The following is a 22975-nucleotide window of genomic DNA, read 5'->3' on the forward strand; positions in this document are numbered from 1 at the left end:
GAAATGCTCTATCAATTTGTTTTTACGCGCATCTTGCTCCGAAAACCGCTTCGCACTTTTCGGGATGCGCTCTAGATTTTCGTCTCACGCAAACCCGGTCTTGGTGTACTGACCGGCAACGCGGTAGCGCCAGAGATAGGCTGGAAGGATTGCATCCACGGCTTCTGGCGTAATGCCCATGCCCTGAAGTGTGCGGCCTTCCTTGGTGGCTTGTTCCGAAACGACATTGTCAAATTTCAGCAGCGTCACCTGATCATTGGTGAGCAGCGGATTTGGCAGCAAGCCAAGAACAGATGCCTGAATGCGCGCAACCCAGAAAGGCATCGAGACGATGACGCGCTTGCGGGCGATAACGCCGAGCATGTCTTTCATCCAGTTCTTGAATGGCTGTGCGTCTGGGCCGCCCAGTTCATACACGCTACCGGCTTCAAGCTTGCCATCGACTGCGCGTGCAACAGCTTCCGCGACATCGCCGACATAGACCGGCTGCAGCTTGGTTTCACCACCGCCGATAACCGGCAGGAACGGCGAAAAGCGAGCCATGTTGGCGAAGCGGTTGAAGAAGCGATCTTCATGGCCGAAAATGATCGACGGACGCAGGATAACCGTATCTGGCAGAATGGAGAGAACGGCGTTTTCGCCTTCTGCCTTGGTACGTGCATAATCCGAAGGAGATTTTGCGTCTGCTGCAAGCGACGAAAGATGTGTCAGCTTGAGGCCGGCTGCCTTGGTGGCTTCGGCAATGTTCTTTGCGCCAAGCACCTGAACGCTGTTGAAGCGCTGCTTGCCGCTTTCCGAAAGAATGCCGACGAGATTGATGACATGATCAGCGCCCATGATGGCGCGTTCAACCGACCAGCGATGGCGGACATTGGCCTGAACCATCTGGATCTGGCCAACATTGCCGAGCGGCGCCATGTAATAAGCGACCTCTGGCTTGCGTACGGCGACGCGTACACGATAGCCGCGCTTGGTGAGGCTTGCTACGACCGCGCGCCCAACAAAGCCGGAGCCGCCGAAAACAGTGACCAGCTTTGGTCTGTTGTGAACTTCGTTCGGTTCGGTCTTCATCCTGAACTCCTGCATGAAAGCCTGATTATAACGCCGGATATGATGCCCGAGTTTATCATTGCGGCATGTTTTCTGGCGGTGATTTATCGCCTTTTGGCAACAACGCAAAGGGGACTTGTTGTCACGACTGCGACAAAGGCCGCTTTTCCCGTATTAAACACGCAATACCGCTTTGAGATTTCGCGGCTTACTGGTAAATCGCGCGCATGAGCACACCACTTGACCATATTCGCAATTTTTCGATCGTCGCCCATATCGACCACGGCAAATCGACGCTGGCCGACCGCCTCATTCAATTGACGGGCGGGCTGGACACGCGTGAGATGAAGGACCAGGTCCTCGACTCGATGGATATCGAGCGCGAGCGCGGCATCACCATTAAGGCCCAGACCGTTCGTCTTAACTATAAGGCGAAGAACGGCGAGGACTATGTGCTGAACCTCATCGACACCCCCGGACACGTCGACTTTGCCTATGAAGTCTCGCGTTCGCTGGCTGCGTGCGAAGGTTCGCTTCTGGTGGTGGATGCCTCACAGGGCGTTGAAGCGCAGACGCTGGCCAATGTCTATCAGGCCATCGACAACAATCACGACATTGTTGTTGTGCTCAACAAGGTTGATCTTCCAGCAGCAGAGCCTGAGCGCGTTCAGAGCCAGATCGAAGAAGTGATCGGCATTGATGCAAGCCGCGCCGTGATGATCTCGGCCAAGACTGGCCTCGGCATTCCTGATGTGCTCGAAGCTATTGTCGAGCAGCTGCCTCCTCCGAGAGAGGGTGACCGCAATGCGCCGTTGAAGGCGATGCTGGTCGACAGCTGGTATGACAGCTATCTCGGCGTTATTGTTCTGGTCCGTGTTATCGACGGTGTGCTGAAAAAGGGCCAGACCATCCGCATGATGGGTACGGGCGCGAAATATCCGGTTGAACGGACCGGTGTCTTTACGCCGAAAATGGTTCAGATGGATGAACTCGGACCGGGTGAACTGGGCTTCATCACCGCTTCCATTAAGGAAGTGGCTGATACCCGCGTCGGTGATACCATCACCGAAGATCGCCGCCCTACAGCAGCGGCTTTGACGGGCTTTAAGCCTGCGCAGCCGGTTGTGTTCTGCGGACTGTTCCCGGTTGATGCTGCCGACTTTGAAGACTTGCGCGCTGCCATGGGCAAGCTGCGTCTCAACGATGCGTCGTTCTCGTTTGAAATGGAAACCTCTGCGGCGCTCGGCTTCGGCTTCCGCTGCGGGTTCCTGGGGCTTCTGCATCTTGAAATCATTCAGGAACGTCTTGAGCGTGAGTTCGATCTCGACCTCATCACGACGGCACCTTCGGTTGTCTATCGTCTGAACATGCAGGACGGCTCGCAGAAAGAGCTGCACAACCCGGCTGATATGCCGGATGTTGTGAAGATCGATGCAATCGAGGAGCCATGGATTCGCGCAACAATCATGACGCCCGATGATTATCTCGGCGCGATCATGAAGCTTTGTCAGGAGCGTCGCGGTCTCCAGATCGATCTGACCTATGTTGGCCCGCGTGCGATGATCACCTATGATCTGCCGCTCAACGAAGTCGTTTTCGATTTCTACGATCGTCTGAAGTCGATCTCGAAGGGCTATGCTTCGTTCGACTATAATCTCTCGGATTACCGTGAGGGTGATCTGGTCAAGATGTCGATCCTTGTGAATGAAGAACCTGTGGACGCGCTTTCGATGCTCGTTCACCGCTCTGCTGCTGAAAAGCGTGGCCGTGTGCTTTGCGAAAAGCTCAAAGAGCTGATCCCGCAGCATATGTTCAAAATTCCTATTCAGGCAGCGATTGGCGGACGTATCGTGGCGCGCGAAACCATTTCAGCGCTGCGCAAGGACGTGACGGCCAAGTGCTATGGTGGCGATATTTCGCGTAAGCGCAAACTTCTGGACAAGCAGAAGGAAGGCAAGAAGCGCATGCGCCAGTTCGGCAAGGTGGAAATCCCGCAAGAGGCCTTCATTCAGGCACTCAAGATGGGTGATGATTGATCTACTGTGTGAATTGACGGTGAATCTAATACGAGTTGCATTGACGACTTCCTGTTTTTAAACCACATTTGAGGAAGAGAAACAGGAAGTTGGAGATTCGCATGCCTGTTAAGGCCAGAATTCTTTTCGAAGAGCATGATGTACACACGCGGTTAAATGAGCTGAATCTTCCAATAGAGTTGCTTACGGAAGTTGTTCGGCAATACGCATTGAGCTTAAATAGCCAAACAAAAGATCATCCAACTTGGGGGCGAGCGATCACACCCGCCAGTGAAGCGATTTTCGCATTGAGAAATCGAATGAAGCTTTACGGTTGGTTTAACTCTGATGAGAATGGCTTTGCGCTAACCGTCCACCCCGCAGAGTTGCTAGCTGTAAATGTTGCCACCGGTGACAGTGGGACTGGCGATCGCTTAGTAAACGTCTCTACGTCCTCGGATAAAGGCAGATGTACTGTAGTGGCGGTGGATTCTAATCAGTATGTATTAGATATCCCTCCGCCTGAGGTGGCCTCCTCAGAGGCCAGATGCCCATTTTGGTATCTATTGATAAGGAGAAAAGGTGAAGCTTTTTATTCAGAGCTTTCATTACCCGTAGGTATGGAAGAAAAGAAGATTTCACTCTGGGCTGAAAGAATAATTCTTCCTGTTGTTCGTGCAGATGATCTTCTTCCTCCAGATTCTCCTGCTCCTGAAGCCGACGAATACGAAGTTACGCTTGCTCGAAGAAAATGAACAATTCGGTATTTACACCTGATCGATTGACGTGGATGAGAAAAAAGCGAGGGTTGACCAAGACAGCTCTTGCACAAGCTGTTGGCGTAGATCTTCGTAGTATTTCGGCATACGAAGCTGGAGAGTTTCCTCCGGGAAATGATACTCTTCAGCTTCTCGCTAAGACATTAACTGTGAGAGAAAATTTTTTCTATCTAGGGGACTTAGCCGGCCCTGAGGCGGAGCAAGTTAGTTTCCGAGCTGTTTCTAAGTTGTCAGCAGTAAAACGCGATATGGCAAGAGGAAGCGCAGCAATTGCATTCGCTTTTTGTAAATGGTTAGAAAGTCATTTTGAATTACCAATGGTCTCGATTCCTGATCTACGAGAGGAAGGGCCGGAGCAAGCTGCTGTTTCCTTGAGATACATGTGGGGTTTAGCGGAAAAGCCTGTTTCTAACATGGTGCATCTCTTGGAATCCAAAGGCGTTAGGGTTTTTTCCTTAGCTTTAGACATATCTGATGTGGACGCACTGTGTACCTGGCGCGATGATATTCCGTATGTTTTTTTGAATACTAAGAAATCGAATGCGCGCAGACGTTTTGATGCCGCGCATGAACTCGGGCATTTGGTGCTTCATCGTCATGGTGAGTATGACGGTCGTGTTACTGAACAAGAAGCAGATGAATTTGCTTCAGCCTTTTTGATGCCTCGGGCAGGATTCATTGCCTCTGCTCCACGTTTGCCTGATTTGAAGAATATTTTGGCACATAAGAGCCATTGGGGTGTTTCGCTTGCCGCGTATATAGTACGTTTGCATCGCGTTGGTTTGATTAGCGATTGGCACTATAGGACTTTGTTTCAACAAATCTCGCAGCGAGGATATCGTAAGAGTGAGCCGTCTGATCACAAGCAAGAGCTCTCAAAATTATTTCAGATGTTATTCTTGGAACTGAAGAGAGATGGCATCTCTGTACACGATATTGCAGAGTCTATGGGGGTGTATGCGAGCGACCTAAATGACCTATTATTCAACTTGGCTATAGTCGGGGTCGAAGGTTCAGGGCATGGTGGAGGTTCCCAAGACCGAAATCCAGATTTGAGACTAGTGATAGACAATACGAAATGATCGACTGCTAATGACTATTTCTATTTCCATCACCTATTGCACGCAATGTAACTGGATGTTGCGGGCTGCATGGCTGGCGCAGGAGCTGTTGCAGACATTCGGGCAGGACTTAGGCGAGGTCGCTCTGCGGCCCGGCACAGGTGGTGTGTTTGAAATCCATGTATCTATGCCGGGCGGTCAAGATGAGTTCATCTGGGAGCGCAAGCGTGACGGTGGGTTTCCGGAAGCCAAGGTATTGAAGCAACGCGTGCGTGATCTGGTCTGGCCTGATCGCGATCTTGGTCACTCTGATAGGACGTCAAAATCTGAATAAGACAAAGCCCGCAAGTTGCGGGCTTCTTTGTTTTTGGTAGGATTTGGAGCGCGTTTCGATCCGAGTGGATCAGATCGTCGCTCTAAATTCTTGTTGTAACGCGCATCTTTATCCGAAAAATGTTTCACACTTTTCGGGATGCGCTCTAATCCTCATCCACCACGCGCAGGCGCATTTGGGTGGGAGCGTTATCCGACTGTCGCGTCGGGCGCTGGGGCTCTTCAGCCGGTGCCGGGCCAAATTCCAGTGCTTCGATCTTCGCACCGCGCTTGGTGACCTTATTGGAAGACACCAGAATGTCGTCAATATCCTTGTTGGCCTGCACAAAATGGGTTTGCAGCTTGCGCACACGCTCATCAAGGCGGCCTACATCTTCCATCAGACGGATCACTTCACCCTGAATGACATGCGCCTGTTCGCGCATACGGGCATCTTTCAGGATCGCCTGAATAACCTGAATTGACAGCATCAGGAGCGATGGCGAGACAATAACGATCCGCGCCCGGTGCGCGCGCTGGATCAGCGCTTCGAAATGCTCATGAATATCGGCAAAAATAGATTCCGATGGCACGAACAGGAAAGCCGTATCCTGTGTTTCGCCTGTAATCAGATATTTGTCGGAAACATCCTTGATATGCACTTCCATATCGCGGCGGAACTGTGCAACGGCTGTCTTGCGTGCTTCCGGCTGTTCCGTTTCGCGCATGGAGTTCCATGCTTCAAGCGGGAATTTCGCGTCGATAACCAGTGAAGGCGCGTTGTTTGGCATCTTTACAAGGCAATCGGGGCGCGTGCCGTTGGATAGTGTCGCCTGAAACTCGTAAGCGCCCTGCGGCAGACCATCGGCAATGATCGCTTCCATGCGAGACTGGCCAAAGGCTCCGCGCGTCTGCTTGTTAGCAAGGATCGCCTGCAACTGCACGACCTGACCGGCAAGCGACTGGATATTGTTCTGCGCTGTGTCGATGACCGCAAGACGCTCCTGCAGTTTGGCGAGGTTTTCATGGGTCGAACGGGTCTGCTCGGTCATGGTCTGGCCGATGCGATGCGTCATGCCGTCGAGCCGTTCGCGGATTGACTGGTTGAGCTCTGCCTGCCGTGAACCGAAGACTTCGGCCATGGTTTGCATCCGGCCCTGCATTTCGGATTGTGTTTTCAGAATCTCCGCCATGCGATATTCCGCGTCACGCGCACGGTCTTCAGCCTGTGCCTCCGCAACCGCGCGGAGACGTGCAGAACGCGCTGCCGCAATGAGGAAAATGGCGAGGCACAGGACCAGCACGACAATGCCCGCAAGGAGAATATCTCCCAGCGTGAAGGAGGTTGCACCAAGCTGCAAAAGCGGTTCGTTCAAGAGATTCTGGTTTTCCATTGCGCAAGCTTAACTGATTCGTGTCGCCTTGATGAGATCAAAACAAGAACATTTTGCAAGTTACAATTGACGATTCTCGCGCAAGCGATTACGTGAAGCGCATGTCTATTAAACCGCTCATCATCCTTCCCGATCCCGTCCTGCGCCAGCTTTCCAAGCCTGTCGAGCGCTTTGACGATCAGTTGCGCAAATTTGCCGGCGACATGTTCGACACCATGTATGACGCGCCGGGCATTGGCCTTGCCGCCATTCAGGTGGGCGAGCCTCTGCGGATGCTGGTGATTGATCTGGCCAAGGAAGACGAGCCGAAAGCGCCGCATGTCTTTATCAATCCGGAGATTGTCGCCTCATCGGACGAACGCAGCGTCTATGAAGAAGGCTGTCTTTCGATCCCGGATTATTATGCCGAGGTCGAGCGGCCTGCGACCATCAAGGTCAATTATTTCGATGCGGACGGCAAGGAAAAGTCGATGGAAGCCGATGGGCTGATGGCGACCTGCCTGCAGCATGAAATCGACCATCTCAATGGTGTGCTGTTTATCGATCATATCTCCAAGCTCAAGCGCGATATGGTCATCAAGAAGTTCAAGAAGCTCGCCAGCCAGCGTGCGTCAAACAGGGCTTTGTAATGCGGATCGTCTTTATGGGGACGCCGGATTTTTCCGTGCCAATCCTCACAGCCATCATCGGACAGGGCTATGAAGTCGTTGCGGTTTACTCGCAGCCACCGCGTCCGGCTGGCCGTCGCGGACTGGAACTGACCAAGTCGCCCGTGCATGAAAAGGCCGAGGAATTCGGCATTCCGGTTTTCACGCCGAAAAGCCTGAAAGGGACGGAAGAGCAGGACGTTTTTGCGAGCCTGGAAGCGGATGTAGCAATCGTGGTGGCCTATGGCCTGCTGCTGCCACAGGCCATTCTCGATGCGCCGCGCCTTGGATGTTACAACGGTCATGCGTCGCTTCTTCCGCGCTGGCGCGGGGCTGCTCCCATTCAGCGGGCTATTATGTCTGGCGATACAGAAACCGGCATGATGATCATGAAAATGGATGCAGGGCTTGATACGGGTCCTGTCGCTATGGCCGAAAAAGTTGCGATCACGCCGGACATGACTGCAGGCGAGCTGCATGAGCGTTTAAGCCTTATCGGTGCTGACCTGATGGTGCGTGCATTGGGTGCGCTTGAGCGCGAAAGTCTCACACTTCAGGCGCAGCCAGAGGAAGGCGTGACCTATGCAGCCAAGATCGATAAGGCCGAAGCGCGTATCGACTGGTCGAAGCCTGCGAAGGATGTTCACAATACGATCCGTGGCATCTCACCATTTCCGGGCGCCTGGTGCGAGATGGAAATCAACGGTGTCGTTGAACGTGTCAAACTCCAGCGCTCCACATTGGGCGAGGGAAGCGGCGCTCCGGGAACCGTACTTGATGATCGCCTGACGATTGCGTGCGGCGAGGGTGCTGTGCGGCTCGTAACGTTACAACGTTCAGGCGGCAAGCCTTTGCCCGCGCAGGAGTTTCTGCGTGGAGCGTCTGTGACGAAGGTTCTCTGAGCGGTGCCTCGTTACAAGATCACGGTCGAATATGACGGCACGCCCTATGTCGGCTGGCAGCGGCAGGAAAACGGGCATGCCGTGCAGAACGCGATTGAGCAGGCGTTCAAGAAGTTCTGCGGAGAAGATCTGACGTTGAGTGCGGCAGGCCGCACCGATGCAGGCGTTCATGCGAGCGCGCAGGTCATTCATGTTGATCTGACAAAAGATTGGGGTGCTGCGAAAGTGCGCGATGCGCTCAATGCGCATCTGGTGATGGCGGATGAACGCATCAGCATTCTCAATGTCGAGAAGACGACGGATGCTTTTGACGCGCGGTTTTCGGCGCGCGCCCGGCACTATCTTTATCGCATTCACAATCGCCGTGCGCCGCTGGCGATTGATTATCAGCGCGTTTGGTGGGTGCAGAAACGCCTTGACCACGAAGCGATGCATGAGGCTGCAAAGCGATTGCTGGGCGAGCATGATTTTACGACATTTCGCGCAACGCAATGTCAGGCAAAAAGTCCGGTCAAGACACTCGACCGGCTCGATATCACGCGCAATGGTGACTATGTCGAAATGCGCGTTTCAGCACGTTCGTTCCTGCATAATCAGGTGCGTTCCTTTGCAGGAAGCCTGATGGAAGTTGGCGTTGGCCGCTGGACGGCTGATGATCTGCAGGCAGCACTTGAGGCCAGGGACCGCAAAGCCTGCGGTCAGGTCGCGCCGCCCTATGGCCTCTATTTGGTCGGCGTTGATTACCCGTTTCCGTTTTAGAGCGCCTTTCGATCTGATTGAATCAGATCGACGCTCTCATTCTTTGTTTAGGCGCGCATCTTGTCCGAAAGCCGTTTCACAGTTTTCGGGATGCGCTTTAAAAGCTCTCGGCTCCAATCCCGATGCCGAAGAGTTGTTGCAGGACCACTGTAATGAACAGTGAGCCGAAGAACATGCAGGCAAAGAACGGCGCGACATAGGCGTGCGGACGCTGCAACACGATAAAGGTTAGCCGGTAGCTCAGGATAATTGAGATGCCGAAGAGCACGAATGCAAACAGTGTTGCGACATCAAGAAATCCCGGAAAGAACAACTGCAGCAGCGTGATTGGCGCGAAAAGCCATGCAAGAAGAGCGCTTCCCCAGTTGGTTGCAATCACATAAGCAGCGTAGCGCTTTGCAATGCCTATACGTTTGGCAAGCAGGCCGACAATAACAATCGGTATCACCCATGCTGCGATATCGACGGTTGCTGCACGAATGACGATTGCCAATCGAAGCCCAGCTTCTTCGCGTCCGGCCGTGAGGTCAGCCGAATAGGCAACCCAAGTCGCCAGAAGCGGCGGCAGAGCAACGACAATCGCATAGAATGATGTCCAGAAATCTTCTGCGGAGATATCGAGATATGCAAGGCCGTCTTTGCGGCCAAGCATCATCTTCCAGACGCCCGTGAAGTATCTGAAAATATTATCCAGATTGGGCATGTAATTCCTTTACCCAAAGAAATCAGCGATGAAACGTTCGTAAATCTGTGTCAGTCCTTCGAGGTCGGCAAGAGCCACGCGTTCATCGACCATGTGCATGGTCTGTCCGACGAGGCCAAATTCCACCACCGGGCAATAATCCTTGATGAAGCGCGCGTCCGACGTGCCGCCTGATGTGGAAAGCTTAGGGCGTTTGCCGGTGACAGCTTCCACTGAAGAGGTCAGTGTTCCGATCAGCTTCTCATCGCGGGTCAGGAAGACATGGCTTGGGTGTTCGCGCCATGTCAGTTCATACTTGATTGGCGTTTCACGGCCCGGGCGCAGGCGGTCGTTGCGCGAAGCCTTTTCGAGACGCGAGACGATCTCGGCTTTCAGGCTGTCTGCGGTCCAAGTATCGTTGAAGCGGATGTTGAAGGAAGCGGTCGCCTTGTTTGCAATCACGTTTGTTGCTGTGTTGCCCACATCAACCGTCGTCACTTCCATATTGCTGGCCTGAAAGTCATCCGTGCCTTCATCGAAAGCCGGATAAAGCAGGCCGTCGATAAGCGTGGTTACACCGCGAACCGGATTTTCTGCCAGATGCGGATAGGCAGCGTGACCCTGCACGCCATGCACTGTGATCGTGCCGGAGATTGAGCCACGACGCCCGATCTTGATCATGTCGCCGAGCGTGTCCGGATTGGTTGGCTCGCCGACGAGCGAAGCATCCCATGTTTCGCCACGTTCCTTGGCCCATTGCAGCAGCTTTTCGGTGCCGTTGATTGCCGGGCCTTCTTCGTCACCTGTGATGAGGAAGGAGACACTGCCCTTGAGGCTGCCGTGCTTTTCAACATGTCGCGCGACAGCAGCCACAAAGCAGGCAATGCCACCCTTCATATCGACTGCGCCGCGGCCATACATGATGCCGTCTTCGATAGCGGCGGAGAAAGGCGGATGTTTCCAGTCGCTTTCATTGCCCGGAGGCACGACATCGGTGTGGCCGGCAAACATCAGATGAGCACCGTTTCCGGATTTACGCGCATAGAGGTTTTCGATGTCCGGCGTGCCTTCTTCAGTGAAGACGGGGCGCTGAACGGAAAAGCCCATTGGCTCAAGCATCGCTTCGAGTGCCGTAAGCGCGCCGCCTTCAGCGGGCGTTACGGAAGGACAGCGGATGAGAGCGGCGAGGTTATCGGCGGGATTGGTAGGAAGGCTCATGATGTCAAAGCTTCATTCTGAGAATCGTATGGGCTTGAGATTAGATCGGGAAGCTCCCAGATGAAATAGCAATCGCCTCTTTAGATAAACAAGTTCGAGGACGCGCAAAAATCGCAGCTTTTCTCAGATCGTTGCAATTCGGGAATGAAATTTCCTTGACCAGAGGGGCTTTGTCATCGTTAGTTAAAAAAAGGTTGATAGCGAGATCCGGAAAACGGACCGGTCACCGGGGAATTGTTCCAAGGGACATTTTTAATAATGGGAATCCGTCATGCGTCTACTGATTTCTGCGGCAGCAGGTATAATGGCTTTATCCGGGGCGACGCTGGTTCCGGCCAAGGCAGCTCAATGGAGTGAAGCAGGCGGGATTACCAGTATTCCATACGGTCATCTTGATTATTGCAAACGCAATCCGCGTGATTGCGGCGCTCATCGCGCTTTGGCGCCGATGAAGCTGACGCCGGATCGCATGAAGCTTCTGCAAAGCGTGAACGCATCGGTCAATGCGGCGATCAAGCCTGTTTCCGATCAGGACAATTACGGCAAGCGCGATTATTGGACCATTCCCCGCAATGGGAAGGGCGACTGCGAAGATTACGTATTGATGAAGCGCGCCAAGCTGATGGCGCGGGGCATCAGCCCATCGCAGTTGCTCATTACCATGGTGCAGGGAAGCGAGCCGCATATTGTGTTGTCGGCAAGGACGGATCACGGTGATTACATTCTCGACAATATGCGCGGGGAAGTCCTGCCGGTGGAGAAGACCTCCTACCGTTATATCAAGATGCAATCGCCAGCCAATTCCGGCCAGTGGGTCTCGATTGCGGGACGTTCGGTAGCTGTTGCTAATAATTAGGGCCGGTGGCCAGTTTTTGACTGAGCTCCAAATCGGCATGGCAATTACAAAGTTTAATAGGGTCGCGTCTCGCGGCCCTATTTTATTGTGAGCTTCTTGTTGTGTTGGAAGAGGGCGCTTCGTTTGATTGTTTTGCGGTTTGCAGATCGTGGCAACGTTGAAACGATCAGCCACACAACTGTCGCCAATGGGCCTCATTGTTCGCTATTATTATACAGTGATTGCAAACAGTCTGTTCAACGAAAATGAACAAAAATACCTATATAACAGTTCTGTGAATGCTGATATATGATTTAACGTGCTGTTTCTAATTAATAATTTTCGTTTTTATATCCAATTTCGAAAAAATTGGCTGCACGAATGTGTGATTAAGAAAACATTTTCGTGACTGGAACTTTCTCCCACTGTCACCCATTTGAGATGCATGAGGACGACGCATAGAACGTCGCCCATCTGACTAAGGAGATAGAAAATGAATAAGTTTGTTCTTGCTGCTGCTGCTCTCGCACTTAGCGCCGGTGCTGCTTTTGCTGAAAACCCACGCGTAGGCGAACCAGCCGACCTTTATGCAAATGATCGTACTCCAGTTGCTGCTCAGCGCGTTGATCACACCGCGACTGCTGCAATCGGCCAGTCGACCTACATGGATGGTTCTGCAAACCGTTTCGGTGATGCATCGCCTTCCAGCTTCTCGAACTAAGCGTTCGATAGTGAGCTTTGCTATCCCGGTCTGATTGCAGATCGGAATAGCAAGACATGAAGGCAGTGAGTGCGGCCTCCCAAGGTTCTTGCTGCTGGATTTATATACTCAACGATTTTAACGAATCTCCCCGGAGGATGGCTTCATGTCATCCCGGAGTCCCCGAAGGGAAAGGCAAGTTGCCATCCGATGGGGTGATATAAGGATTATGAAAATGAAGAAGTTTGCTCTTGCTGCCGTAGCCGTTGCCCTTAGCGCCGGTGCTGCTTTCGCTGAAAACCCACATGTTGGTGAACCAGCTGATCTTTATGCAAACGATCGTACGCCAGTTGCAACACAGGGCGTTGATTACACCGCTCCTGCTTCGATCCAGAACCAGACCTATAGCGACGGTTCTGCACACCGCTTCGGCGATGCATCGCCTTCGAGCTACCAGAACTAATCATTCTGGCAGTGAAACTAAAAAAGGCGAAGCTCTCGGGCTTCGCCTTTTTGTTTGATGCGAGTGCATCCTGAAAAGTGTGAAGCGGTTTCAATGACTTAGTATTCGCTGAAACCGCTCTATGCAGGCAAATTATACCAAGGCGCTAAGATGCTAACGCATCACGCCTTGAAAAAGTTCAATCGCCACTCGGGCTTAACCAAAACTCCATGAGTATGACTCATACGGAGTTTTGGTATTAGTCGCGCAGCAGCTCGTTGATCGAAGTCTTCGAGCGGGTCTTTTCATCGACGCGCTTGACGATCACGGCGCAATAGAGGCCGGGACCAGCTTCACCATTCGGGAATGGCTTGCCCGGCATCGTGCCTGCAACAACGACCGAATATGGCGGTACTTCGCCGTAGAAGATTTCACCAGTTGCGCGGTCAACGATCTTGGTCGACTTGCCGATGAAGACGCCCATGCCGAGAACGGCACCTTCGCGAACGATACAACCTTCAACGACTTCCGAACGGGCGCCGATGAAGCAATTGTCTTCGATGATGGTCGGGCCAGCCTGCATTGGCTCCAGAACGCCGCCGATGCCGACGCCGCCCGACAGATGCACATTCTTACCGATCTGTGCGCAGGAACCAACAGTTGCCCACGCATCAACCATTGTACCTTCATCGACATAAGCGCCGAGGTTGACGAAGGATGGCATCAGGATCGCGTTTGGCGCAATGTAAGCCGAAAAGCGAACAACTGAATTTGGCACTGCACGAATGCCAGCAGCTTCGAATTCATTGGCTGTCCAGCCGTCAAACTTGGAAGGAACCTTGTCCCACCAAGAGGCTTCGCCGGGACCGCCTTTGATGATCTGCATCGGGTTGAGACGGAAAGAAAGCAGCACCGCTTTCTTGAGCCACTGATTGACCTGCCAGTTGCCGTCCGCCTGTTTTTCTGCCACACGCGCTTCACCGCGATCGAGCATAAGAAGCGACTGCTCAACAGCATCGCGAACTTCGCCGCGGGTTGCCGTGTTGATGCCATCGCGTTCGTCAAAAGCCTTTTCGATGACCTTTTCAAGGGAGGCGAAATCTGGCTTGGTCATATGGCGGTCTCCATAAAATGGCAGGATAAGCGGCTGCCGTCTTTGTGGTCGGCAGTTGTCACAGAAGTGATTAAGCGAAGGTACCATATGGGTCAATCGCGTTGTTACGCGAATTGCGCGGCCCTATTTGAGACAGATTAAGAATTTAGCGCCAAAATTGATGCTAAAGCATCAATACGCATTGTAATTGAAGGAGCAGGCAAGCATGAACCCAATGGAGAAGTCCGGCTGGACGCCTTTCCCCAATTCTGAGGACGCTGCTAAACAGGCACGCACTGTGCCTCAGACACCTCAGACCGAAGCTCCCGCATATCGTCTTGCCTTCATGGATGATGACTTCATGACGCGACGTGATATGCGTCCCGTGCGGCTTCAGCTTGAGCTTCTGAAACCAGAACTGATCCTTGCTGATCGTGGCATCAAGTCCACGGTCGTCATGTTCGGTGGTGCACGTATTCCGGAACCGGGCGGTGAAGCCTGGGCTGCGAAAAACGAAGTGCAGAAAAAGAACCTCGAAGCGAACTCTCGCTATTATGAAGAAGCGCGCAAGTTTGCCCGCATCTGCTCCGAATATTCAGCGACCACCTATTATCGCGAATTCATCGTGGTGACTGGCGGAGGTCCGGGCGTGATGGAAGCAGGCAATCGCGGTGCCGCCGATGTTGGTGCGCCGACCATCGGTCTTAATATCGTGTTGCCGCATGAGCAGGCACCAAACGCTTATGTGACGCCGGAACTTTGCTTCAACTTCCATTATTTTGCGCTGCGCAAGATGCATTTTCTCATGCGGGCAAAGGCTGTCTGCGTATTCCCCGGCGGCTTCGGCACGATGGATGAGCTGTTTGAAGCCATGACGCTGATCCAGACAGACCGTATGGAGCGTATGCCGCTCATCCTGTTCGGCAAGGAATTCTGGACCAAGGCGATCAATATCGAGTTTCTCGCAGAGCAGGGCACAATTTCGCCTGCCGATATTGAGCTGCTGACCTTCGTGGAAACGGCTGACGAAGCTTGGGACGAGATCAAGAACTTCTACAAGCTTTGATCTCTTCGATTATAGCGTTTGCAGCAAAAGTGCGAAGCGGTTTTGCGACGGATAATGCGTATAAACAAACAGTTACAGCGGCTCCAACGATTCTTTCTTAACTGGAACCGCTGTAAAGTTTCCAGCGCGCCCGGTCTGTTATGACCGGGCGTTTTCGTTTTCCGAATATTCGCGCGGGCGGTGAACGAGTGTCACCAGCACAACGGAAATAATCATCAGCAGATACCATGAGCCGAGCTTGCTCATTGAAACCAGCTCCCAGCCATTGCGCTGGTTGGGATAGAGCCAGGCTTTCGACCAGGTTCCGATGTTTTCCGCGATCCAGATGAACAGTGATGTGAGCAGGAACGCAACCAGCAGCGGCATTTTATGCCGGAAGCGAAACACGCGATAATGCATGGTCGTGCGCCAATAGAGCGCGAAGGTTGCGGCAAACAACACCCAGCGCATATCCCAGATGAAGTGGTGGGCGAAGAAATTGATATAGATCGCAGCCGCCAGCACGATCGTTGTCCAGAGCGGCGGATAGTGGTTGAGCCTGATATCGAAGATGCGGTTGATACGCGCCATATAGGAACCGACAGCCGCATACATAAAGCCTGAAAACAGTGGTACGCCACCGATCCGGAAGAAGTTTTCTTCCGGATAGATCCATGATCCGGCGTGGGTTTTGAACACTTCCATAGCCGTTCCGACAATATGGAAAATGACGATGACCTTGGCTTCCTCCCAAGCCTCCAGCTTGAAGACAAGCATTCCAAGCTGGATCACAACAGCGGAGAGAAACAGGAAATCGTAGCGGGTGATAAATCCTGCGCCATCTTCTGGCCAGAACCAGCGTGTGAGGATGATGAGACCCAGCATCGCGCCGCCAAATAGGCAGGCCCATGCTTGCTTCAATCCAAAAACCAGAAACTCAATCAGCGCATCACTGATGCGATGCCTTGGCAAGCTGTCGAGAAGGTGATGAGCCGCCTTATCGATACGTTTTTCAAGGCCGGTAAACTGCCTATCGGTCTGCAATTATAGTTTCCAGAAACTGGGTCAGATTGTCGGTTACATAATCGACCTGATCGGTGAATTCCGGGTCGCTTTCCCATATTTCGGAGAATGTTGGCTCGAAATTGTTTGGAACCACCAGCACGGTTTTCATGCCCAATGTCTTCGGCACAACGAGATTGCGCGCCAGATCTTCAAACATGACAGCCTTTTGTGCGTCAACGCCGAATGCGCCGAGAAAACGATCATAAGTGACACGCTCTGGCTTGGGCGTCAGGCCTGCTGCAACGATGTCGAAAATATCGTCGAAATCATCAAGAATGCCGAGCTGCTGTGCTGCACGTTCCGCATGGCCGCGATCACCATTGGTGAAAATGAAACGGCGGCCGGGCAGGGCACGAATGGCTGCCCCGAGTGCGGGATCGGGTTTCAGCCATGAATAGTCGATGTCGTGGACCTTCTTGAGAAAGTCGTCAGGATCGATCTCATGGCACTCCATCAGGCCCTTCAGCGTGGTGCCATATTCCAGATAAAACTGCTTCTGAATTTTGCGCGCTTCGTCACGCGGCAATTTCAGGAGGTTCTCGACATAGTTCGTCATGCGTACATCGATCTGGGAAAACAGATCGGCTGCGTGCGGATAGAGCGTATTGTCGAGGTCGAATACCCAGTCGGTAACGTGGGCAAAGGCCGGAGCATCAGGTTGATTGGTCATAAGTCTTTATGTCACGAAGGCGGGTCAAGAAAAAGCCGCCCGAAGGCGGCTACTGGATTACGGTACAATCAATGTTCCTGCACCATGCTCCGTGAATAGCTCAAGCAGTACGGAATGCGGTGTCTTGCCGTTGAGAATAACAACGCCTTCAACGCCGCGACGGATTGCATCGATGCAGGTTTCGACCTTAGGGATCATGCCGCCGGAGATCGTGCCGTCCTTGATCAGCGCCTGAGCGTCGGCAACCGAAAGCTCCTTGATGAGCTTCTTGTCCTTGTCGAGAACGCCGGGAACATCGGTCAGGAACAGAAGACGCGTTGCAGCCAGCGCGCCAGCGATAGCGCCTGCAAAGGTGTCTGCGTTGATGTTGTAGGTATGACCATCACGACCGGGTGCAACCGGCGCAATAACCGGGATCATTTCGGAACGCGCCAGAAGATCGAGAAGTGTGCGGTCAACTTCTGCTGGTTCACCAACAAAGCCCAGATCAAGAACTTTCTCGATGTTGGAATCCGGATCGATAACCGTCTTGTGCGCCTTGCGCGCGAAAACCATGTTACCGTCTTTGCCGCAAAGACCGATGGCCCATTCGCCTTCGGCGTTGATGAGGGCGACGATTTCCTTGTTGATGGAACCGGCGAGAACCATTTCCACCACTTCAACCGTCTTCTCGTCGGTGACGCGAAGACCACCTTCAAAGCGCGATTCAATGCCGAGCTTCGAGAGCATCGCCTGAATCTGTGGGCCACCGCCATGAACGACGATCGGATTGATGCCTGACTGCTTCAAAAGCGCGATGTCGCGGGCAAAAGCCTTGCCCAGTTCAGGGTTTCCCATGGCGTGACCGCCATATTTCACCACGACATTCTTGTTTTCGTAGCGCTGCATATAAGGCAGGGCTGCGGAGAGGAGTTGCGCTTGCATTTCAGGATTTTCAAGAGTCGTCATCGCGGGCTCCATGGCTGGCGACAGGGCAAGAGAGGCAGGCTTTTCTAAGCAATATGCACTGTTCTGTAAAACGGTTTTAGGCGTTTTGTTCGCGATTATTTGAATGCGTTGCCAAAGATCGCCCAATTAAAATCCTTGGAGAGTGCTAGAAGATTGCGCATAACGCCCGCTCTTGAACGGAGTAGATTCATGCGACGCGCATTTTTTACGGCTTTGATTTTTCTGGCGGGCATCAGCGCCTCGCAGGCTGCAGCGACAACTGAAACGATCATCATGTTGCGCCATGGTGAAAAGCCGGAGCAGGGGCTTGGACAGCTCAATTGCCAAGGCCTCAATCGCTCGCTGAAACTGCCTGCCGTAATCAAGCAAAAATTCGGAAAACCGGATTTCATCTTTGCGCCCAATCCGGCGCAGCTGAAAGAAGACAAGGGCGCGATCTATTCCTATAACCGCCCGCTTGCTACGGTCGAACCGACAGCTATCACGTTTGGAATGCCCGTTGATACGCGCTTTGGCTTCAAGGATATTGAGGAACTGCAGGCGACGCTCGCGCAGCCTGAATATCGCAACGCGACAGTACTGGTGGGTTGGGAACACAAGCAGATCGTGAAGCTTGCCAGAAGCATCGTCAAGGATAGCGGTGGTGACAAGGCTCTCGTGCCGAAGTGGCCGCGTGAAGACTTCGACAGCATGTATGTTCTGCGTATCACGCGTGATGGCGCAAAAACCACCACGCGGTTTGAACAGCTCAAGCAGGGTCTAAACAATCAGTCGGCAAGCTGCCCGAGCTAAACTGATGTCGTTTCCTGGAGCGCGTCGTGCTTAATCATACACGCCACGCTCGCTCTATTTTGTTGTTTTACGCATGTCGGAATCGGAAAGCCGGTTCCCACTTTTCCGCGACCGACTGCCTATTCCTTGGCAACAAGCGCGATCGCAGCGCGTAGTTCATCAAGACCGAGGCCTTTTTCCGACGAGGTCGTGATGATGCCGGGGAAGCAGGCTGCACGCTTCTTCGTGAGGTTATGCGTTTCTTCTATCAGACGTGGGATGCCAGCGGCCTTGATCTTGTCGATCTTGGTCAGCACGATCTGATAAGAAACTGCCGCCTTGTCGAGCAGGTCAAGCACTTCAGCATCGTTCTTCTTGATGCCATGGCGTGAGTCGATCAGCAGATAGACGCGCTTCAGCGTGGTGCGGCCGCGCAGGTAATCGAACACGAGACGTGTCCACGCATCGACATGGGCTTTGGGTGCTTCTGCAAAGCCATAGCCCGGCATGTCGACGAGTGCCAATGGCGGAAGGTCGCCATTCTCGCCGGAATAGCCATCGGGAACGAAATAGTTGAGTTCCTGCGTCCGGCCCGGTGTGTTGGAGGTACGGGCAAGACCCTTTTTGCCGACAAGCGCATTGATGAGCGAAGATTTGCCGACATTTGAACGTCCGGCAAAGGCAATTTCAACCGGGCCTTCCAATGGCAGAAACTTCATCGAAGGCACGCCACGGATGAAGATCCACGACTTCTTGAAGAGCAGGCGCCCTTCTTCGACCAAAGCCGCATGGGCTGCACGGGTCGCATCTGCTGCTGCCTGAGCGGCATTGATGGCTGCCTGCTTTTTGTCCTGATCGCTCAATGTGGTCTTCCTGATCCGTATATTCCGTAAAAGACACGCATCACGGTTACGCGCCGCATTGTCAACCGCTCTGGATCAACGAGCACAAAAAAAGCCCCGCAGATGCGGGGCTTTTTATCTTTTTACTTCTTGGCCTCTTTCGGCTTTCGCTTAAAGAGGTCTTTCAGGTTGTCAAAAAGTTCGATTTTAACACCCTGACGCTTCATGATGATGCCCTGCTGGGTAATCGAAAGCGTGTTGTTCCATGCCCAATAGATCACGAGGCCTGCTGGGAACGATGCCAGCATAAAGGTGAAGATGATCGGCATCCAGGTGAAGATCATCGCCTGCGTTGGATCTGGAGGCGTTGGGTTCATGCGCATCTGCAGGAACATGGTGATGCCCATGATGATTGGCCAGACGCCGATCATCAGGAACGCCGGAACCGCAAACGGCAGAAGGCCGAACAGGTTGAAGATCGATGTTGGATCGGGTGCTGCAAGATCCTGAATCCAGCCAAAGAACGGCGCATGGCGCATTTCAATGGTGACGTAGAGAACCTTATAGAGCGCGAAGAACACCGGAATCTGGACCAGCACTGGCCAGCAACCTGCAAGCGGATTGATTTTTTCCTGCTTGTAGAGCTGCATCATTTCCTGCTGCTGCTTCATCTTGTCATCCGCATATTTCTCGCGGATTTCCGTCATCTTCGGCTGCACCAGCTTCATACGAGCCATCGACTTGTACGACTTGTTGGCGAGCGGGAAGAACAGGCCCTTCAGCAGAACGGTGACAACCAGAATGGCGATGCCGAAATTGCCGGAGAACTTGTAGATCCAGTCGATGAGGTAGAACATCGGCTTGGTGATGAAGTAGAACCAGCCCCAGTCAATCAGCAGTTCAAACTGCTTGATGCCGAGCTTTTCTTCGTAGTTCTTGATGTCCGAGACAACCTTGGCGCCAGCAAAAACGTGGTTCTTGATGGTGCTGGCTTCGCCAGCTGCAACCGTGATCGGCGCGCTGAGGAAATCCGACTGGTAGCGCGGACGGTCATTGGTGAAGTGCGAGAAACGTGCGGTGAACTTTTCGTTCTGCGGAGGTACGAGCGTTGCCGCCCAATACTTGTCGGTGATGCCGACCCAGCCGCCAGTCACGTCCTTGAACGAAATGTCCTTGTCGTCTTCAACCTTGGAATACTTGATTTCCTGAAGGCCATCCTGACCCATGACGCCGATAAGGCCTTCATGGAGAACATAGGTAGCGCTTGCATGTTCAGGCTGGTTGAAACGCGTTACGCGGCCATAAGAAGCAAGCGAGATCGGTGCGCCGGTGTTGTTGGTGACCGTATCGTCGACTTCGAACATGTAGGCATCATCAACCGAGATGACGCGCTTGAATGTGATGTTCTTGTCGTTGGTGAATGTCAGAGTAACAGGCGTCGATGCCGTCAGCTTGTTGTTGCCTTCAACGGTCCAGACAGTGTTTGGACCAGGAACTTCGCCGGTTGCGTCGTTGCCGGTGAAACCGAGTTCAACGAAATAACCCTGCTTGAGAGCCGATGGTGCGAGTAGTTCGATTTCAGGCGACTTGTCGTCTACAGTCTCGTGATACTTCTTGAGATAGAGATCATCGAGGCGCGCGCCGGTCAGATTGATCGAACCACGCAGCGAAGCTGTGTCGATATCGATGCGCTGCGACTGTGCGGCTGCGGCTTCACGGGTCAGCGTGCCGCCTGCGGCTGTGCCATCGCTGTGGCCTGGAATTGCGCCGGCGGTGCCGGGCATTTGTGGAGTATCACCCTGCGAGCCGCCCTGGGCTGCCTGCTGGGTCTGGCGCTGCTGCTCCTCAATGCGTGTCTGCTCCCGCTGGGCTTCCGTTTTCGGTCCCAGATAGAATACTTGCCACAGCGTTAATACGAGGATGGACAGGGCAATGGTGATGAAGAAATTACGATTATTTTCCATTGACGGGTCCTGATTCCGGTCTTTCCGTTCGGCGTTTCTTCTCGTCCCGCCGTCCCTCCGGTGCCGTGATGCGGCGGGAAAGTTCCCCGGTCAGTTTCGAGAAGGGCGCAGTGAGTGCTTGCTCGCGCGCTACGATCACATAGTCGGTCGAAGGCGCCATGTCACTCCCTACGTGACAACGAACCGCTTCTCTCAGTCTGCGACGTATGCGGTTTCGAACCACCGCATTGCCGTTTTTCTTGGTGACGGTGAAGCCTGCGCGGGGTTTTTCGCCGATTTTGGCAGCTTCGGATTCTTCATCCGTCCGTTTCCGGACTTCAAGAAGAAATAGGGGACCACGCCGTTTTTCACCATTCCTAACAGACAAAAACTCCGCTCTCTTGCGAAGGCGGAGTATTTGTTTCTGCTTTTTCATATCTTTAATCACCGCGCTGGTCGCGCGGGAAAGATTAAGCGGAAAGCCGCTTGCGGCCGCGTGCGCGGCGAGCGGCGAGAACCTTACGACCGCCGGCAGTAGCCATGCGTGCACGGAAACCGTGACGACGCTTGCGGACGAGATTGGATGGCTGGAAAGTGCGCTTCATTTATTTAATACCGCGGTGTGCGGCCCTTCTTGGTTCTGTCTTTTCATCGAGTATGATTTTGCCGAAAACCGGTTTTCACTTTTCGGTATCACGCTCTATTGAACAGGAGCTGGTTCTTTTCCCAAAAAGCAGGATAGCACAAGCCATCCATTAACCCTATGGGCGAACGTGCTGCGGCTTATAGGGAAAGGGCCGTCAGGAGTCAATTGCCCCGCAAATATTCTACACGATCAGCGACGCGGTGGTTTGAGCTTATTGAGCGCGATTGCAGCATGGATCAGCGTCGTCAGAGCTTTTGCATCTATTTCTTCGTTTTCACGGATATCAATCGCGCGACGTACGTTGCCTTCAAGGCTTGAATTGAAAAGGCTGGAAGGATCGTCCAGCGACGCACCTTTCGCGAAAGTGAGTTTCACAACGCTCTTATAGGTCTCGCCGGTGCATATGATCCCCGAGCAGGACCACACCGGCACGCCGCGCCATTTCCATTCTTCGATAATCTCCGGGTCGGCCTTCAGGATAATGTCGCGGACATAAGAAAGCGTTTTGCCTCTCCAGTCTGCAAGTTCCCTGATCCTGCCATCGATCAGCTGCGAAGGTGTTTTTGCATCGTCAGTTTCTGCAGGCATATTGTTTCTCTCCTCTTGTCGCTGTCGTAGCACAGCGGGCGGCCTGGAGTGCGTTTTTATTTGAATTGTCCGGATGAGGCTTCAAACAGCCATTGCCAAAGCGGGCAGGGGCTTTAATAAGGATGCGCAACATTTTTAAATGCGGGCCCGTTTCCGCAGCAGTCATGAGAGGAGTTCACCATGAGCATCCGTCGTATCGAAGTCGGACCACGCATGAGCCAGGCCGTCGTTCACGGCAATACAGTTTATCTCGCCGGCCAGGTTGGCGAGCCAGGCGCGAGCGTGACCGATCAGACCAAGGCCGTTCTGGCTGAAGTTGATCGTCTGTTGGCAGCTGCTGGTTCCGACAAGTCCAAGATCCTCCAGGCGATCATCTGGCTTGCAGACATGAAGGACTTCGCTGAAATGAACGCAGTCTGGGACAGCTGGGTCGACAAGGCCAACACGCCTGCCCGCGCGACCGGTGAAGCAGCGCTTGCAACGCCTGATTACAAGGTCGAAATCATCATCACCGCTGCAATTTAATTAATTGCAGTTGCTGATTGAAAACCCCGCTCAAGCGGGGTTT

At 53.2% G+C, this 22975-nt stretch carries 26 protein-coding genes; 13 read left to right on the plus strand and 13 right to left on the minus strand.

What is annotated here, in order from left to right; genetic code table 11:
• Nucleotides 1-84 precede the first annotated feature (84 nt).
• On the minus strand, nt 85-1071 hold the full coding sequence (locus tag RT142_RS18590) for a complex I NDUFA9 subunit family protein (protein ID WP_231195238.1): 987 nt from the start codon (nt 1069-1071) through the stop codon (nt 85-87).
• Nucleotides 1072-1277: 206 nt separating this feature from the next.
• Between RT142_RS18590 and lepA the strand changes: the two genes are divergently transcribed.
• The 4 genes from lepA (at nt 1278) to RT142_RS18610 (ending at nt 5239) form a co-directional block, all read left to right on the plus strand.
• Nucleotides 1278-3086 carry a translation elongation factor 4 gene (gene lepA / locus RT142_RS18595; RefSeq protein WP_112805468.1) on the plus strand — a complete coding sequence of 603 codons (1809 nt, stop codon included), beginning with the start codon at nt 1278-1280 and terminating at the stop codon, nt 3084-3086.
• Nucleotides 3087-3187: 101 nt separating this feature from the next.
• Nucleotides 3188-3820 (plus strand): hypothetical protein, encoded by a 633-nt coding sequence (locus RT142_RS18600; RefSeq protein ID WP_112805470.1) that lies wholly within the window; start codon nt 3188-3190, stop codon nt 3818-3820.
• Nucleotides 3817-4926, plus strand: a complete 1110-nt coding sequence (locus RT142_RS18605; RefSeq protein ID WP_112805472.1) for an XRE family transcriptional regulator — start codon at nt 3817-3819, stop codon at nt 4924-4926. The genes RT142_RS18600 and RT142_RS18605 overlap by 4 nt, the downstream gene beginning before the upstream one ends.
• Nucleotides 4927-4936: 10 nt before the next feature.
• Nucleotides 4937-5239 carry a SelT/SelW/SelH family protein gene (locus RT142_RS18610; protein WP_313030632.1) on the plus strand — a complete coding sequence of 101 codons (303 nt, stop codon included), beginning with the start codon at nt 4937-4939 and terminating at the stop codon, nt 5237-5239.
• A 145-nt stretch (nt 5240-5384) separates the two neighbouring features.
• Here the strand turns inward: RT142_RS18610 and RT142_RS18615 are convergent, their stop codons facing one another.
• A complete protein-coding gene (locus tag RT142_RS18615; protein ID WP_313030635.1) occupies nt 5385-6611 on the minus strand; it encodes a DNA recombination protein RmuC in 1227 nt (408 codons plus the stop codon).
• 101 nt (nt 6612-6712) lie between these two features.
• On the opposite strand from RT142_RS18615, the gene def reads away from it, so the two are divergent.
• Genes def through truA form a run of 3 tightly spaced genes read left to right on the plus strand, consistent with a single transcriptional unit; the run spans nt 6713 to nt 8919 of the window.
• The gene (gene def, locus RT142_RS18620) at nt 6713-7240 is read left to right on the plus strand and encodes a peptide deformylase (RefSeq protein WP_064322451.1); all 528 of its coding nucleotides are present in this window, start codon (nt 6713-6715) and stop codon (nt 7238-7240) included.
• A complete protein-coding gene (gene fmt / locus RT142_RS18625; protein WP_313030638.1) occupies nt 7240-8160 on the plus strand; it encodes a methionyl-tRNA formyltransferase in 921 nt (306 codons plus the stop codon). The genes def and fmt overlap by 1 nt, the downstream gene beginning before the upstream one ends.
• Before the next feature lie 3 nt (nt 8161-8163).
• Entirely contained in the window at nt 8164-8919 is a 756-nt protein-coding gene (truA, locus tag RT142_RS18630; RefSeq protein ID WP_112805478.1) for a tRNA pseudouridine(38-40) synthase TruA, read from the plus strand.
• Nucleotides 8920-9016: 97 nt separating this feature from the next.
• Here the strand turns inward: truA and RT142_RS18635 are convergent, their stop codons facing one another.
• Nucleotides 9017-9622, minus strand: coding sequence for a hypothetical protein (locus RT142_RS18635; protein WP_112805480.1), 606 nt, complete (start codon nt 9620-9622; stop codon nt 9017-9019).
• Nucleotides 9623-9631: 9 nt separating this feature from the next.
• Nucleotides 9632-10819: a succinyl-diaminopimelate desuccinylase gene (gene dapE, locus RT142_RS18640; protein WP_112805482.1), complete on the minus strand. Its 1188-nt coding sequence runs from the start codon at nt 10817-10819 to the stop codon at nt 9632-9634.
• Between the two features lie 304 nt (nt 10820-11123).
• Between dapE and RT142_RS18645 the strand changes: the two genes are divergently transcribed.
• The 3 genes from RT142_RS18645 to RT142_RS18655 all read left to right on the plus strand — a co-directional run bounded on the left by RT142_RS18645 (nt 11124) and on the right by RT142_RS18655 (nt 12817).
• Complete coding sequence (locus tag RT142_RS18645; RefSeq protein WP_079212607.1) at nt 11124-11675, plus strand: transglutaminase-like cysteine peptidase; 552 nt, start codon at nt 11124-11126, stop codon at nt 11673-11675.
• Between the two features lie 472 nt (nt 11676-12147).
• Nucleotides 12148-12375, plus strand: a complete 228-nt coding sequence (locus RT142_RS18650; RefSeq protein ID WP_007876403.1) for a hypothetical protein — start codon at nt 12148-12150, stop codon at nt 12373-12375.
• A gap of 214 nt (nt 12376-12589) precedes the next feature.
• On the plus strand, nt 12590-12817 hold the full coding sequence (locus RT142_RS18655; RefSeq protein ID WP_007876402.1) for a hypothetical protein: 228 nt from the start codon (nt 12590-12592) through the stop codon (nt 12815-12817).
• Between the two features lie 238 nt (nt 12818-13055).
• Here RT142_RS18655 and dapD read toward each other — a convergent pair whose 3' ends face one another.
• Entirely contained in the window at nt 13056-13910 is an 855-nt protein-coding gene (gene dapD, locus RT142_RS18660) for a 2,3,4,5-tetrahydropyridine-2,6-dicarboxylate N-succinyltransferase (RefSeq protein ID WP_007876401.1), read from the minus strand.
• Between the two features lie 205 nt (nt 13911-14115).
• Here dapD and RT142_RS18665 point away from each other — a divergent pair, with 205 nt between their 5' ends.
• The gene (locus tag RT142_RS18665; RefSeq protein WP_112805487.1) at nt 14116-14955 is read left to right on the plus strand and encodes an LOG family protein; all 840 of its coding nucleotides are present in this window, start codon (nt 14116-14118) and stop codon (nt 14953-14955) included.
• Nucleotides 14956-15093: 138 nt separating this feature from the next.
• Here the strand turns inward: RT142_RS18665 and RT142_RS18670 are convergent, their stop codons facing one another.
• The 3 genes from RT142_RS18670 to argB are packed head-to-tail and all read right to left on the minus strand — an operon-like array spanning nt 15094 to nt 17617.
• The gene (locus RT142_RS18670; protein WP_313030645.1) at nt 15094-15978 is read right to left on the minus strand and encodes a DUF817 domain-containing protein; all 885 of its coding nucleotides are present in this window, start codon (nt 15976-15978) and stop codon (nt 15094-15096) included.
• Complete coding sequence (locus RT142_RS18675; RefSeq protein ID WP_079212217.1) at nt 15965-16669, minus strand: pyrimidine 5'-nucleotidase; 705 nt, start codon at nt 16667-16669, stop codon at nt 15965-15967. Before RT142_RS18675 ends, RT142_RS18670 begins: the two co-directional genes overlap by 14 nt.
• A 57-nt stretch (nt 16670-16726) precedes the next feature.
• Nucleotides 16727-17617 carry an acetylglutamate kinase gene (gene argB, locus RT142_RS18680; RefSeq protein ID WP_007876393.1) on the minus strand — a complete coding sequence of 297 codons (891 nt, stop codon included), beginning with the start codon at nt 17615-17617 and terminating at the stop codon, nt 16727-16729.
• A gap of 189 nt (nt 17618-17806) precedes the next feature.
• On the opposite strand from argB, the gene RT142_RS18685 reads away from it, so the two are divergent.
• A complete protein-coding gene (locus tag RT142_RS18685; RefSeq protein ID WP_079212216.1) occupies nt 17807-18409 on the plus strand; it encodes a hypothetical protein in 603 nt (200 codons plus the stop codon).
• 119 nt (nt 18410-18528) lie between these two features.
• Here RT142_RS18685 and yihA read toward each other — a convergent pair whose 3' ends face one another.
• The 5 genes from yihA to RT142_RS18710 all read right to left on the minus strand — a co-directional run bounded on the left by yihA (nt 18529) and on the right by RT142_RS18710 (nt 22407).
• Nucleotides 18529-19272: a ribosome biogenesis GTP-binding protein YihA/YsxC gene (gene yihA / locus RT142_RS18690; protein WP_192798003.1), complete on the minus strand. Its 744-nt coding sequence runs from the start codon at nt 19270-19272 to the stop codon at nt 18529-18531.
• Between the two features lie 101 nt (nt 19273-19373).
• Nucleotides 19374-21194, minus strand: coding sequence for a membrane protein insertase YidC (gene yidC / locus RT142_RS18695; protein WP_112805493.1), 1821 nt, complete (start codon nt 21192-21194; stop codon nt 19374-19376).
• Complete coding sequence (rnpA, locus tag RT142_RS18700; protein ID WP_064320976.1) at nt 21184-21609, minus strand: ribonuclease P protein component; 426 nt, start codon at nt 21607-21609, stop codon at nt 21184-21186. Before rnpA ends, yidC begins: the two co-directional genes overlap by 11 nt.
• A 34-nt stretch (nt 21610-21643) precedes the next feature.
• A complete protein-coding gene (rpmH, locus tag RT142_RS18705; RefSeq protein WP_007876380.1) occupies nt 21644-21778 on the minus strand; it encodes a 50S ribosomal protein L34 in 135 nt (44 codons plus the stop codon).
• 230 nt (nt 21779-22008) lie between these two features.
• Nucleotides 22009-22407 carry a DUF1801 domain-containing protein gene (locus RT142_RS18710; RefSeq protein WP_112805495.1) on the minus strand — a complete coding sequence of 133 codons (399 nt, stop codon included), beginning with the start codon at nt 22405-22407 and terminating at the stop codon, nt 22009-22011.
• Between the two features lie 180 nt (nt 22408-22587).
• Between RT142_RS18710 and RT142_RS18715 the strand changes: the two genes are divergently transcribed.
• Complete coding sequence (locus RT142_RS18715) at nt 22588-22932, plus strand: RidA family protein (RefSeq protein ID WP_007876378.1); 345 nt, start codon at nt 22588-22590, stop codon at nt 22930-22932.
• Nucleotides 22933-22975 lie beyond the last annotated feature (43 nt).

Origin of the sequence: Brucella sp. (assembly GCF_032066345.1) — a bacterium.
Taxonomy (GTDB): Bacteria; Pseudomonadota; Alphaproteobacteria; order Rhizobiales; family Rhizobiaceae; genus Brucella; species Brucella pseudogrignonensis.